Raw genomic sequence first — 12637 nt, forward strand, 5'->3', positions numbered from 1 at the left:
GTTACTTTTTCTGTCTAGCCTTGCTCGCCGGCTTTCGGTTTCCGCAGCAGATAAGTGCCGTGCATGGGGGCGTGATAATCGGCCGAGATCAGCGTGAAGCCGACGTCGGTCAGCATCCGCTCCATCACCCAGCCGAAGGTGGAATATTCGTCGCGCATGTGCGTGACGACGCCTTCGCACGAAAAGTCGTGGTTCTTGATCTGGAAGTCCGCCCATTGCTCGACATCGCGCTCGATCGCATCCGGCATCGAGGCGTAGACGATGTCGCGCAGGTAGAAGCTCGCGCCCGGCTTCAGCGCGCGATAGATCCGCGATATCGCCACCGCCTTCCAGAAGTCCGGCAGATGATGCAGCGTGAACTCGCTGACGATCAAATCGTAGGATTCCGGGCGGTAGGAGAAGCTCAGCAGGCCCGCCGACTGGGTGCGGACAGGCGCCTTGCGGTCACGCGCATAGATTTCGGCGAGCGCCAGCATCGCGGGCGAGATGTCGATGGCATCGACCTCGGCGCCCATCAGCGCTGCTTCAGTCGCGAGCACGCCGTTGCCGCAGCCGATGTCGGCGATGCGCCAGCCGCGCTGGACTCCGAGCATTTTCAGCGCGGCGCGCGCTCGCAGATCGGCATCGTCATGGCTGTCGTAGATCGAGGCCACCGCGGGCTCGATCCCCATCCGGTTCCGCTCGTTATAGTACCAGTCGCGCGCCAGCATGGTTCACATCCCTTCAGGCCCGCGACCAATCGCGGCAACGCCGGTGCGCGACACCTCGACGAGGCCGAGCGGACGCATCAGGTCGATAAACTGGTTGATTTTGTCCGTATTGCCTGTGATCTCGAACACAAAGCTCTCGGTGGTGGCGTCGATCACGCGGGCGCGGAACGCGTCCGCCAGCCTGAGCGCCTCGACCCGGTGCTCGCCCTGCCCGCGCACCTTCACCATGGCGAGCTCGCGCTCGATCGAGCGCTTGGTCTGGGTCATGTCGACGACGCGGTAGACCGGGATCATGCGATCGAGCTGATGCTTGATCTGCTCGATCACCATCGGCGTGCCGGTGGTGACGATGGTGATGCGCGACAGATGCTTCTGGGCCTCGGTCTCCGAGACCGTGAGACTCTCGATGTTGTAGCCGCGGCCCGAGAACAAGCCGATGACGCGTGCGAGCACGCCCGGCTCGTTCTGCACGAGCACCGCGAGCGTGTGCGTCTCGTTGGGATCGTGGCGGTCCTCGATGAAGTAGGCAGATGCCGGCTGGTTCATTGTCGTCCCCTCAAATGTCTCTCGTCATGACCTGCGAGATCTTCACACAGGCCGCGGCGTACTGGATCGCCCGGTCAAGCCGGGCGATGACAGCGAGTTTGTGTATATCGCGCTCACACCAGCGCCTTACCGGCGGCGAATGCCTTCGCGGTAGCCTCGTCGTTGGCCTGCTCGGGCAACAGCATCTCGTTGTGCGCTTTGCCGGAGGGGATCATCGGGAAGCAGTTTTCCAGCGCGGCGACGCGGCAGTCGAACAGCACCGGGCGCTTGACCGCGATCATCTCCTTGATGGCGCCCTCGAGATCGGCGGGCTTGTGCACCTGGAGGCCGACGCCGCCATAGGCTTCGGCGAGCTTGACGAAATCCGGCAGCGCCTCCGAATAGGAATGCGACAGGCGGTTACCGTGCAGCAGCTGCTGCCACTGCCGCACCATGCCCATGTACTGGTTGTTCAGGATGAAGATCTTGATCGGCAGCTCGTACTGCACTGCCGTCGACATCTCCTGCATCGTCATCTGCACCGAGGCATCACCCGCGATGTCGATGACGAGGCTGTCAGGATGGGCCACCTGCACACCGATGGCCGCCGGCAGGCCGTAGCCCATGGTGCCGAGACCGCCCGACGTCATCCAGCGATGCGGCTCCTCGAAGCCGTAGAACTGCGCCGCCCACATCTGATGCTGGCCGACCTCGGTCGTGATGTAGGTATCCTTGCCACGCGTCAGCTCGAACAGGCTCTGGATCGCGTGCTGCGGCAGGATGACGTCGTTGCTCTTCTTGTAGTAGAGCGAGTTGCGGGCACGCCACTGCGCGATCTGCTGCCACCACGACTTGATGTCGGGCTTCTTCGCCTCTGCCTTGAACACCTGGAGGATGTCGCCGAGGATGTTGCCGCAATCGCCGATGATCGGCACGTCGACGCGGATGTTCTTGTTGATCGAGGACGGGTCGATATCGATGTGGATCTTCTTCGAGCTAGGGGAGAACGCATCGACGCGGCCGGTGATGCGGTCGTCGAAGCGCGCGCCGACGCACAGCATGACGTCGCAATCATGCATGGTCATGTTGGCTTCGTAAGTGCCGTGCATGCCGAGCATGCCGAGCCAGTTCTTGCCCGACGCCGGATAGGCTCCGAGGCCCATCAGCGTGGAGGTGATCGGGAAGCCGGTGACCTCGACCAGCTCGCGCAGCAGCTTGGTCGCCTCGGGACCGGAATTGATGACGCCGCCGCCGCTGTAGATCACCGGGCGCTTGGCGTTGGCGAGCAGCGCGACGGCTTTGCGGATCTGCGTCGCATCGCCCTTCACGCGCGGCGCATAGGAACGATGCACGTCGGACTTGCGCGGCGGATGATAGGTGCCGGTCGCGAACTGCACGTCCTTGGGAACGTCGACCAGCACCGGGCCTGGCCGGCCGGAGGTCGCGACGTAGAACGCCTCGTGCAGCACCTTGGCGAGATCGTTGACGTCACGGACCAGCCAGTTGTGCTTGGTGCAGGGGCGCGTGATGCCGACGGTGTCGCATTCCTGGAAGGCGTCGTTGCCGATCAGATGCGTCGGCACCTGGCCGGAGATGCAGACCAGCGGGATCGAGTCCATCAATGCGTCGGTCAGCGGCGTCACCATGTTGGTGGCGCCGGGGCCGGAAGTCACCAGAGCGACGCCCGGCTTGCCGGTCGAGCGCGCATAACCCTCGGCGGCGTGGCCCGCGCCCTGCTCATGGCGGACCAGGATGTGCTGGACCTCGCTCTGCTGGAAGATCTCGTCATAGATCGGAAGCACCGCGCCGCCGGGATAGCCGAAAATGTCGGTCACGCCGTGATCGATGAGCGCGCGGACGATCATCGCGGCGCCGGTCATCTGGTTCGGATCGTGGCTCTTGTCGCTCATAGGCTTGCTCCGGATGCGCTGTTGTCAGCGGCTTCGTTCGTGTCGGGTTCGGGAAATAAAAAAGGCCCCGAAGAGGGCCCACGCACACCGCCTGTCTTGTGGATGGCAGCTAGCCACCCCCGGCGGTGTGCCTGGGTACGACGGCGATAAGGAGGTTGGTAATAATGTTACGCATGGCAGCGCCCGGCTTCTCAAAGGTTGCGCGAAACATAGCGGCCAAAGCCCGGATGTCAAGGCAATGCGGCCGTTCCCGCGCGATTTTGGCAGTGTAGCGGTGTTCCCGGGGTTCGGCGAGAGGTAAATTCGGGAACCGGGCACAAAAGCACGTCAGTCCGTCGCCGCCGCGAGCCATCCCCTCGCCTCCTCCGGCTTGACCCATTCGAACTCCGGCAATTGGTGCCGGAACCAGGTGAACTGGCGCTTGGCGTAATGGCGGGTGTCGGCACGGCCGATTGTGGCTGCTTCGTCCAGGCTGAGCTCACCGCGCAGATGCCGGATCAGCGCCGGCACGCCATGGGCCTTCATGGCCGGCAGCAGTGGATCGAGATGTCGGGCGGCGAGCCGCTCGACCTCCCCCAGCGCGCCGGCGCCCAGCATGGCATCGAAGCGGGCATCGATGCGGGCATAGAGCTCGTCGCGCCCGGGGGCGAGAAACACCGCGCGAAAACTACCCTTCGACAGCAACGGCGGCTGGCCCTCGCCGTGCCAGTCGAGCAGCGAACGGCCGGTCGCCTCGACCACTTCGAGCGCGCGCGCGATCCGGGTGCGGTCGCGCAGATTCAATCGTTCGGCCGCGCGCGGATCGCGGTGTGCGAGTTCCGCGTGCAGCGCCTCGACGCCGTTCCGTTCCAGCCGCGCGCGCACGTCCCCGCGCACCTCGGCGGGAATTGGCGGCACCACGGAAAGGCCCGCCGTCAGTGCCTTGAAATAGAGCCCGGTGCCGCCGATGAAGATCGGCAGGCGGCCTTCGGCCGTCGCCGCTTCCAGCACCCTCGCCGCGTCGCTCACCCAGGCACCGGCCGAGAAATTCACGGCCGCATCGACGTGGCCATAGAGACGATGCGGCGCGAGCGCCTCATCCGCCCCTGTCGGCCGTGCCGTGATGATGCGCAGGTCGCGGTAGACCTGCATGGAATCGGCGTTGATGACGACACCGCCGGTGGCGAGCGCAAGCTCGAGCGCCAGCGCCGACTTGCCGCTGGCGGTCGGGCCTGCGATAAGCACGGCCTTGCCAACATGCCCTCTGCTGACTTGCCCCTCGCTCACGAAAACCTCAAATGTCCCTCGTCGCCACGCTGATCTGCAATCCTGACAATCCTGCGCTCGACTCTACCATCGTCGACGGCGCCCGCGCCGTGCTGCCAAAGGCAGCTCCCGCGCATTGGCTGTTCGACGGGGTTGCGGTCGACATTCCCTTCGGCGCCGACAGTAACCTCGAAGGCGACCGCCACGCCATCGAGCAGCGGCTCCGCGAGCTTCGCGGCGACCTGCCCATCGACATCGTCGTGCAGCCAGTCGGCTTCCGGCGCAAGAAGCTTTTTCTCGCCGACATGGATTCCACCATGATCGGCCAGGAATGCATCGACGAGCTCGCCGACTTTGTCGGGGTGAAGGCGCATGTGGCCGCCATCACCGAACGCGCGATGCGCGGCGAGATCGAGTTCGAGCCGGCGCTGCGCGAGCGCGTTGCGCTGCTCAAGGATCTGCCCGCCAGCGCGGTCGACGAGGTGCTGGCCAAGCGCATCACGATGACCCCCGGCGGCCGTGAGCTGGTCGCGACCATGCGCGCGCACGGCGCCTACACTTGCCTCGTCTCGGGCGGTTTCACGCTGTTCACGACCGCGGTCGCCGCCAAGCTCGGCTTTCAGGAAAACCGCGCCAACGAGCTCGTGGTGCGCGACGGCAAGTTCACCGGCGAGGTGAAGCAACCGATCTTGGGCCGCGCCGCGAAACTCGCGACGTTGGTGGATCTGATGGAATCGTTCGATCTCGACGACCTCGAGTCGGTCGTGGTCGGCGACGGCGCCAATGACCTTGGGATGATCCAGGCGGCCGGGCTGGGCGTGGCGTATCATGCCAAGCCGGCGGTGGCTGCTGCTGCGGCGGCGCGGATCGATCACGGCGATCTCACTGCGCTGCTCTATGCGCAGGGATATCGGCGCGAGGAGTTCGTGGAGGCTTAGAGCCTCCTCTCCGCTGTCATCACCCGCGAAAGCGGGTGATCCAGCATTCCAGAGACCATGCGAGGATACGGAGAGGCCGTGGCGTACTGGATGCCCCGCCTTCGCGGGGCATGACAGTGAGTGCTAAGCGTCTCCTACTGCACGCTCAGCGCCACGAAGCGCAGCTCGCCGTCGGCATTGGAGACGAGCAGCAGCACCGACTTCTTGCCGTCTTTCTTGAGCTGGTCGACCCGCTTCTGGATCTCGGCGCCGCTAGACACCGCCTCCTGCGCCACCTCGACGATGACGTCGCCGGCGGACAGCCGCTTCTCGGCAGCGTCGGAATTGGCGTCGACACTGGTGACAACCACGCCCTTGACGGTGTCCTTGATCTTGTAGCGCGTGCGCAGATCCTTGCTCAGCGTTGCCAGATCGAGACCGAGCGCCTTCTGCGTCACCGGCTTCTCGGGCGCGGGTTCGTCGGTCTTCACCGCGGCCTGAACCTTCTCGGGATCCTGCAGACGGCCGAGCGTGACCTTCTTGGTCTGCTCCTGGCCCTTGCGGATGATGATCACGTCGACCTCCTTGCCGACCGCCGTGTCGGCGACGACGCGGGACAGGTCCTTCGGGTCCTTGACGTCCTTGCCGTCGAACTTGACGACGACGTCGCCGGGCTCGATGCCGGCGGGCTTGGCCGGGCCCTTGTCGTCGACGCCGGCGATCAGCGCGCCACGCGCGGGCTTGATGCTGAGGCTCTCGGCGATCTCGTCGGTGACGCTCTGGATGCGCACCCCTAACCAGCCGCGGCGCAGCTCGCCGAACTGCCGGAGCTGGTCGACGACGCCCACGACGGTCTTCGACGGCACGGCGAAGCCGATGCCGATGGAGCCGCCCGAGGGCGAGATGATCAGCGTGTTGACGCCGATGACGTCACCGTCGAGGTTGAACAGCGGGCCGCCGGAATTGCCGCGGTTGATGGAGGCGTCGGTCTGGATGTAGCTGTCATATGGCCCTGAGGAGATGTCGCGGTTCTTGGCCGAGACGATACCGGCCGTGACCGTGCCACCGAGACTGAAGGGGTTGCCGATCGCGACCACCCAGTCGCCGAGGCGCAGCTTGTCGGAGTCGCCGAACTTCACCGCGACCAACGGCTTCGGCGGCTTGATCTTGAGCACGGCGAGGTCGGTCTTCTTGTCGACGCCGACCAGTTCGGCCTTGATCTTGGTTCCATCGTTGAGAATGACGTGGATCTCGTCGGCATCAGCAATGACGTGGTTGTTGGTGACGACCACGCCTGATGTGTCGATGATGAAACCGGAGCCGAGCGAATTGGTCTTGCGCGGCGGGTTGTTGTCACCGCCTTTGCTGCCACCGCCGGGACCCCTGCGGTTCTTGAAGAAGTCGTCGAAGAACTCCTCGAAGGGCGAGCCGGGCGGCAGTTGCGGCATGGTGTTGCTGCCGCCGCCCTTGGCATCGACGGTCTGCGACGTGGAGATGTTGACGACCGCGTCGATCACCTTCTCGGCGACGTCGGCGATGCCGTCCGGTCCACGCGCATGAGCCGGCGTGCCGAACGCGCCGAAAGCACCGATGGCGAGCGCGGCCAGCCCAGTTCGCACCCAATGGCGCAAGCGGGACGGGGCAATGGTGGCAGCGGTCATTGTAATCTCCAGAGAATAGGGGGTTCGGCGCCAGACTGCGCTCGAACGGGGGGACGGCGCAAGCGCAGAGCTTAACGGGTCTCAACACCCCGATAATACGGCGAAAACCAGTCGTTCGCCTTCACTTTGGCGTTGGCATGACGCCTAAACCGGGCGCCGCATCACCCAGATCAGGATCAGGCCGGCCACGGCCGAACCGATCCCGACCGCCCGCAGGATGTTGTCCGGCGTGGCGATGGCGCTCTTCATGGCCTTGCGCATCCAGTTGGGACTTGCCGCGAACATCAAGCCTTCGAGCACGAACAGGATGCCTAGGCCGATGAGGAAGTCGGCGAACGCAATGGACCTCATCGGAATGGAACCTCCCGTTATGCTGTTCTTGTCTGGACAAAGGGCGGCCAGACCGGCCGCCCTTGTCTAGCTTACGGCTTCGCCGGCGTCTCGGTCGCCGTCTTGCCGGACGGGCTACCGAAGTACCGGAAGAAATCCGAGTCCGGCCGCAACAGGAAGCGGGTGTCGTTCGAACGCAACCCGTTCTCATAGGCCGTCATCGACCGGTAGAAGGCGAAGAAGTCGGCGTCCTTGCTGTAGGCTTCCGCAAACAGGCGGTTGCGCTCGGCATCGCCCGCACCGCGGGTCTGCTCAGCCTGCGAATTGGCTTCTGCGACGATGACGGTCGCCTCGCGGTCGGCCTTGGACTTGATCTCCTGAGCCTTCTGGCCACCCTGTGCACGGAACTCGGCGGCCTCGCGCTCACGCTCGGTCTTCATGCGCTGGTAGACCGCCTGGCTGTTCTGCTCCGGCAGGTCGGCGCGGCGGATCCGGACGTCGACGACCTGAATGCCGTAGCCATCGGCCTCGCGGTCGAGCTGGTCGCGGATGCGCAGCATCAGCTTTTCGCGGTCGTCGCGCACCACGTTGATGAAGGTGACTTCGCCGAGCACGCGGCGCAGCGCCGCGTTCAAGAGCGTGGTCAGCTGAATGTTGGCAGCCTGGATCGAGCCGACACTCTGATAGAAGCGCAGCGCGTCCTTGATGCGGTAGCGCGCGAAGGCGTCGACCACCAGCCGCTTCTGGTCGGAGGCGATCGCTTCCTGCGACGGGTTCTCCAGGTCGAGGATCCGCTTGTCGATGTTGATCACCGAATTCCACGGCGCCTTGAAATGCAGGCCGGGCACGGTGACGACGTCGACAGGCTTGCCGAACTGGAGGACGATGGTCTGCTCAGTCTGCTGCACCGTGAACAGCGACATGTAGGCCACGATCAGGATCAGAAGCAGCCCGAGCAGCGAGACGAAACCTGTAACCGGAGACCTCATCGGCTGCCTCCGCTCGACTGCGGACCGGTCATAGGTGCCCGCTTGGGCGCCAGTTCGGGAAGCGGCAGATAGGGCACGACGCCTTGGCCCGAGGGGCCACCGTCATAGACGAGCTTGTCGGCGCCGCCGAGCACGCGCTCCATCGTCTCCAGATAAATCCGTTCTCGCGTCACGTCGGGCGCCTTCTTGTATTCGTCGTACACTTTCAGGAAGCGCGCGCTCTGGCCCTTGGCCTCGGCGACCGCCTGCTCCTTGTAGCCTTCGGCGTCCTGGAGGATCTTGGCCGCCCGTCCGCGCGCCTGCGGGACCACCTGGTTGGCGTAGGTCTGCGCCTCGTTTTGCAGCTGCTCGAGATTGGCGCGCGCAGCCTGCACGTCGCGGAAGGCGTCGATCACCTGCGCCGGCGGATCGACCTTCTGCATCTGCACCTGGGTGATGAGAATGCCCGCGCCATAGCTGTCGAGGGTCTTCTGGATCAGCTCCTGCACGCCCTGTTCGGTGACATTGCGCGCGCCGGTCAGGATCGGCTGGATCTGCGAGCGGCCAATCACCTCGCGCATCGCGCTCTCGGCGACTGCCTTCACGGTGCCTTCGGGATTCTGGATGTTGAAGAGGAAGTCGCCGACGCCATCCGGCTTGATGCGCCAGAGCACGGTGAAGTCGACGTCGACGATGTTTTCGTCGCCGGTCAGCATCAGGCTCTCTTCCGGGACGTCACGTATGGAGCGGCCGCGCCGCGCCGGATCGTCGATCAGCGTCATGCCGATGGAGATGGTGTTGACGCGTAGCGCCTTGGGCAGCAGTACTGTCTCGATCGGATAGGGCAGATGGTAATTCAGGCCAGGCTGCACCGTACGGACATGCTTGCCGAAGCGCAGCACGACACCGAGCTCTTCGGACTGCACGCGGAAGAAGCCCGACAGCAGCCAGAACGCGACGATGAGCAGGATGATCAGCGTGATGCCCACGCCGGAGAAATAGCCGCCGGGCATGATCTGCTGGAGGCGGTCCTGGCCGCGTCGCAGAAGGTCTTCCAGATCCGGCGGCCTCGGCCCGACCGGTTGCGGGCCTGAGCCCCATGGTCCCTTTGGACCCGAGCCCCACGGGCCACCGCCCTGATTCTTCCACGGCATACGACGCTCTCCTCGGCAGGGTGGAAATGACCCCCGCCCGCTTGTCCGGTCCGGCTTTATAGGGGACGGGCAGGTCCCTTACAACGCAGCCCTGACTGTCTTCCGAGCTATGCTCGGGCACGAAAAAGTCAATGTAAACATTGGCGAATGCGGTTAATGGGCTGCCCGCCGACGATATGTCACATAGGAGAAGTCGGCGCTGTCGTCGGGGCCGGCAGGATGCCGGATGCGTGCCACCTCATCCCACTCCGCCTTGTCGATGTCGAAATGCGTGTCGCCTTCGGGCCGCGCATGCACTTCAGTGATTTCGAGGCGATCGGCGCGATCGAGCAACTGCCGATAGATCTCGGCGCCGCCGATCACCGCGATCTCGGCGACCGAACGCCGCAGGGCGTCGCCCCGCGCAACGTCGTTTGCATCCCCCGCCGATGTCGTGACGATGGCCCCGATGGCGCGATACCCCGCATCGCGCGTGATCACGATGTTGGTGCGGCCCGGCAGCGGACGGCGCAGGGATTCGAAGGTCTTGCGACCCATGATCACGGGCTTGCCAATCGTGAGCGCCTTGAAGCGCGCCATGTCGGATTTCAAGCGCCACGGGATCGCGTTGCCTGCGCCGATGACTCCGTTCTCGGCGATCGCGACGACGAAAACGATCTCCATCAGGTCGCGCTCCCGGCAAGCCGTGTCAGCGCCGGCCCGGTGACGCGACACAGCGTCCAGTCGTCCATCATGACGGCACCGAGCGATTTGTAGAACGCGATCGACGGCGCGTTCCAGTCGAGCACCGCCCATTGCAGGCGCGACCAGCCGTTATCGACGCATTCCTTCGCGAGATAGACCAGCAGCGCCTTGCCGAGGCCCCTGCCCCGATGCGACGGCCGCACATAGAGATCTTCGAGATAGATGCCGTGCCGGCCGCTGAAGGTGGAGAAATTCGCAAACCACACCGCAAAACCGACCGCCTCGCCGTTCCATTCGGCGATCGCGCAATAGAGTTGCGGCCTGTCGCCGAACAGCGCGTCCGCGATGTCAGCCTCGGTCGCCTCGACCTCGTGTGAAAGCTTCTCGTATTCGGCGAGTTCGCGGATGAAGGAAAGAACGAGCCCGGCTTCTCCGGGCTGTGCACGACGGATGTTGAGCGACATAGGGCGCTAGACCGCGACTTCCGCCTTGATGTGCGGATGCGGATCGTAGCCGACGAGCTCGAAATCCTCGAAGCGGAAGGAGAAGATGTCCTTCACCTCGGGGTTGATCCGCATCACCGGCAACGCGCGCGGCGCGCGGGTGAGCTGTAGCTTCGCCTGCTCCAGATGGTTGGAATAGAGATGCGTATCGCCGAACGAATGCACGAAGTCGCCCGGCTTGAGGCCGGTGACCTGCGCGACCATCATCGTCAGCAGTGAATAGGAGGCGATGTTGAAGGGCACGCCGAGGAACACGTCGGCCGAGCGCTGATAAAGCTGGCACGACAGCCTGCCATTGGCGACGTAGAACTGGAACAGGCAGTGGCACGGCGGCAGCGCCATCTTGTCGACCTCGGCCGGATTCCAGGCCGAGACGATCAGGCGGCGCGAGTCCGGATTGCGCTTGATCATGTCGATAACGTTCGCGATCTGGTCGATGCTGCGGCCATCAGGCGCGGGCCAGGAGCGCCACTGATGGCCGTAGACCGGGCCAAGATCGCCATTGGCATCGGCCCATTCGTCCCAGATGGTGACGCCGTTGTCGCGCAGATATTTGATGTTGGTGTCGCCCTTTAGGAACCAGAGCAGCTCATGCACGATCGCCTTCAGCGGCAGCCGCTTGGTGGTCAGCATCGGGAAGCCGGCGGACAGATTGAAGCGCATCTGGTGGCCGAACACCGACAGCGTGCCGGTGCCGGTCCGGTCCGTCTTCTCGGCGCCGTCTGAAAGAATCCGCTCGAGCAGGTCCTGATACTGGTGCATGTGTCGTGAGCCTTTGGGAGGCGGGAAACTTAACGGCCGCCTCTGCGCTGCGACAGCGGCGATTCGCTGCCCGCACCGATTATACCCGAAAAAGTGAGCGTTCCCGGCGCAAACGACAAGGGGCGGAACTCGGCATTCCGCCCCTCACCTATCAGCTTGATCCTGCTGGCTAAGTTGCCGGCTTGAGAACCGGGCTCCACTTCGCGATCTCGTTCTTGACGAGGGTCGCCAGCGCCTCCGGCGTACGGTCCTTAGGCCCCGGAATGACGCTGCCGAGCTCGAGCAGGCGCTTGCGCACGGTCTCGTCATCGAGCGCCTTGATGGCGGCGGCGTTCAGGCTCGCCACGATCGCCGGCGAGGTTCCCTTCGGTGCGAACATCGCATTCCAGGCTTGGGCCTGGAATGCCGGCAGGCCGGCTTCCGCCGTCGTCGGCACGCTCGGCAGCGACGGATTGCGCTCCGCCGTTGCGATCGCATAGGCCTTGATGGTGCCGGCATTGATCTGCGGGACGGCGTTGATGATCTGGTCGCACATGTAGTCGACCTGTCCCGCCACCAGCGCGTTCATCGCGGGACCCGTGCCATTGAAGGGCACACCGACCGGTTTGATGTCGAGGATGGAGTGCAGAAGCTCGCATGAGGCGTGCGAGACCGAGCCGACGCCAGCATGCGCGGCATTCACCTTCTCGGCATTCGCCTTCACATAGGTGACGAACTCCTTGAGGTCCTTCGGCGAAAAATCCTTGCGCGCCAGGATCAGGATCGGTGTGCCCGCGAGCAGCGCGACCGGCTCGAAGTCCTTCTCGGGATGATAGGCGAGTTTCGGATAGAGCGGCACGGAGGCGGCATGCGTGCCCATATGTCCGGTGATGAGCGTATAGCCGTCATTGGCCGCACGCGCGGCGCGCGTTGTGGCGGTGGTGCCGCCCGCGCCGACCACGTTCTCGATGATGATGCTCTGCCCCACCGTCTGCGCCATGTGTGCCGTGACGATGCGCGCGACGACGTCGGTCGGTCCGCCGGCCGCAAACGGCACGATCATGGTGATGCTGCGCGTCGGATAGGTCTGCGCCTCAGCCGGTGCGGCAAGGACGCACAACGATGCGAACGCCGCGGCACATGCGCCCGCAAGCGCGCGAATGACAGTCATCTCGATCTCCGGGAAACAAACAAAAATGCCGGCCACAAGGCCGGCATTTTCATTTCACGAAGCCGTCACACAAGTCGATTCGACTTCCGAATGCGGCGCGCCGACGCAGGGCACGGCG

General features: G+C 64.5%; 13 protein-coding genes. 1 reads left to right on the forward strand and 12 read right to left on the reverse strand.

The window, feature by feature from the left end; genetic code table 11:
- Positions 1-14 precede the first annotated feature (14 nt).
- The 4 genes from LRP30_RS34710 to miaA form a co-directional block, all read right to left on the reverse strand.
- Entirely contained in the window at positions 15-710 is a 696-nt protein-coding gene (locus LRP30_RS34710) for a class I SAM-dependent methyltransferase (RefSeq protein WP_249757735.1), read from the reverse strand.
- A gap of 3 nt (positions 711-713) precedes the next feature.
- A complete protein-coding gene (ilvN, locus tag LRP30_RS34715) occupies positions 714-1256 on the reverse strand; it encodes an acetolactate synthase small subunit (protein ID WP_027572493.1) in 543 nt (180 codons plus the stop codon).
- A gap of 113 nt (positions 1257-1369) precedes the next feature.
- A complete protein-coding gene (locus tag LRP30_RS34720) occupies positions 1370-3145 on the reverse strand; it encodes an acetolactate synthase 3 large subunit (RefSeq protein ID WP_128935960.1) in 1776 nt (591 codons plus the stop codon).
- A gap of 327 nt (positions 3146-3472) precedes the next feature.
- The gene (gene miaA, locus LRP30_RS34725; protein ID WP_249757736.1) at positions 3473-4411 is read right to left on the reverse strand and encodes a tRNA (adenosine(37)-N6)-dimethylallyltransferase MiaA; all 939 of its coding nucleotides are present in this window, start codon (positions 4409-4411) and stop codon (positions 3473-3475) included.
- A gap of 11 nt (positions 4412-4422) precedes the next feature.
- Here miaA and serB point away from each other — a divergent pair, with 11 nt between their 5' ends.
- Entirely contained in the window at positions 4423-5328 is a 906-nt protein-coding gene (serB, locus tag LRP30_RS34730) for a phosphoserine phosphatase SerB (RefSeq protein ID WP_128945976.1), read from the forward strand.
- A gap of 134 nt (positions 5329-5462) precedes the next feature.
- On the opposite strand, the gene LRP30_RS34735 is transcribed toward serB, so the two are convergent.
- The 8 genes from LRP30_RS34735 to LRP30_RS34770 all read right to left on the reverse strand — a co-directional run bounded on the left by LRP30_RS34735 (position 5463) and on the right by LRP30_RS34770 (position 12519).
- Entirely contained in the window at positions 5463-6968 is a 1506-nt protein-coding gene (locus LRP30_RS34735) for a Do family serine endopeptidase (RefSeq protein WP_128935963.1), read from the reverse strand.
- Between the two features lie 144 nt (positions 6969-7112).
- Positions 7113-7319 carry a DUF2065 domain-containing protein gene (locus tag LRP30_RS34740; protein WP_027560516.1) on the reverse strand — a complete coding sequence of 69 codons (207 nt, stop codon included), beginning with the start codon at positions 7317-7319 and terminating at the stop codon, positions 7113-7115.
- A 71-nt stretch (positions 7320-7390) separates the two neighbouring features.
- Complete coding sequence (locus LRP30_RS34745; protein WP_128935964.1) at positions 7391-8287, reverse strand: protease modulator HflC; 897 nt, start codon at positions 8285-8287, stop codon at positions 7391-7393.
- Complete coding sequence (gene hflK / locus LRP30_RS34750) at positions 8284-9420, reverse strand: FtsH protease activity modulator HflK (RefSeq protein ID WP_128935965.1); 1137 nt, start codon at positions 9418-9420, stop codon at positions 8284-8286. Before hflK ends, LRP30_RS34745 begins: the two co-directional genes overlap by 4 nt.
- 153 nt (positions 9421-9573) lie before the next feature.
- Positions 9574-10083: a dihydrofolate reductase gene (locus tag LRP30_RS34755; protein WP_249757737.1), complete on the reverse strand. Its 510-nt coding sequence runs from the start codon at positions 10081-10083 to the stop codon at positions 9574-9576.
- Entirely contained in the window at positions 10083-10568 is a 486-nt protein-coding gene (locus LRP30_RS34760) for a GNAT family N-acetyltransferase (protein WP_128937713.1), read from the reverse strand. The genes LRP30_RS34755 and LRP30_RS34760 overlap by 1 nt, the downstream gene beginning before the upstream one ends.
- A 6-nt stretch (positions 10569-10574) precedes the next feature.
- Positions 10575-11369, reverse strand: coding sequence for a thymidylate synthase (locus LRP30_RS34765; protein WP_128937714.1), 795 nt, complete (start codon positions 11367-11369; stop codon positions 10575-10577).
- A 169-nt stretch (positions 11370-11538) separates the two neighbouring features.
- Entirely contained in the window at positions 11539-12519 is a 981-nt protein-coding gene (locus LRP30_RS34770) for a tripartite tricarboxylate transporter substrate binding protein BugD (protein WP_249757738.1), read from the reverse strand.
- Positions 12520-12637: the final 118 nt, after the last annotated feature.

It is taken from the genome of Bradyrhizobium sp. C-145, from assembly GCF_023375135.1.
Lineage (GTDB): Bacteria > Pseudomonadota > Alphaproteobacteria > Rhizobiales > Xanthobacteraceae > Bradyrhizobium > Bradyrhizobium zhanjiangense.

Coding starts and splice junctions, on each gene's coding strand:
- hflK (WP_128935965.1), bottom strand. CDS start 9,420: ATGCCGTGGAAGAATCAGGGCGGTGGCCCGTGGGGCTCGGGTCCAAAG.
- LRP30_RS34755 (WP_249757737.1), bottom strand. CDS start 10,083: ATGGAGATCGTTTTCGTCGTCGCGATCGCCGAGAACGGAGTCATCGGC.
- LRP30_RS34720 (WP_128935960.1), bottom strand. CDS start 3,145: ATGAGCGACAAGAGCCACGATCCGAACCAGATGACCGGCGCCGCGATG.
- LRP30_RS34710 (WP_249757735.1), bottom strand. CDS start 710: ATGCTGGCGCGCGACTGGTACTATAACGAGCGGAACCGGATGGGGATC.
- LRP30_RS34765 (WP_128937714.1), bottom strand. CDS start 11,369: ATGCACCAGTATCAGGACCTGCTCGAGCGGATTCTTTCAGACGGCGCC.
- LRP30_RS34760 (WP_128937713.1), bottom strand. CDS start 10,568: ATGTCGCTCAACATCCGTCGTGCACAGCCCGGAGAAGCCGGGCTCGTT.
- serB (WP_128945976.1), top strand. CDS start 4,423: ATGTCCCTCGTCGCCACGCTGATCTGCAATCCTGACAATCCTGCGCTC.
- LRP30_RS34770 (WP_249757738.1), bottom strand. CDS start 12,519: ATGACTGTCATTCGCGCGCTTGCGGGCGCATGTGCCGCGGCGTTCGCA.
- LRP30_RS34735 (WP_128935963.1), bottom strand. CDS start 6,968: ATGACCGCTGCCACCATTGCCCCGTCCCGCTTGCGCCATTGGGTGCGA.
- LRP30_RS34745 (WP_128935964.1), bottom strand. CDS start 8,287: ATGAGGTCTCCGGTTACAGGTTTCGTCTCGCTGCTCGGGCTGCTTCTG.
- LRP30_RS34740 (WP_027560516.1), bottom strand. CDS start 7,319: ATGAGGTCCATTGCGTTCGCCGACTTCCTCATCGGCCTAGGCATCCTG.
- ilvN (WP_027572493.1), bottom strand. CDS start 1,256: ATGAACCAGCCGGCATCTGCCTACTTCATCGAGGACCGCCACGATCCC.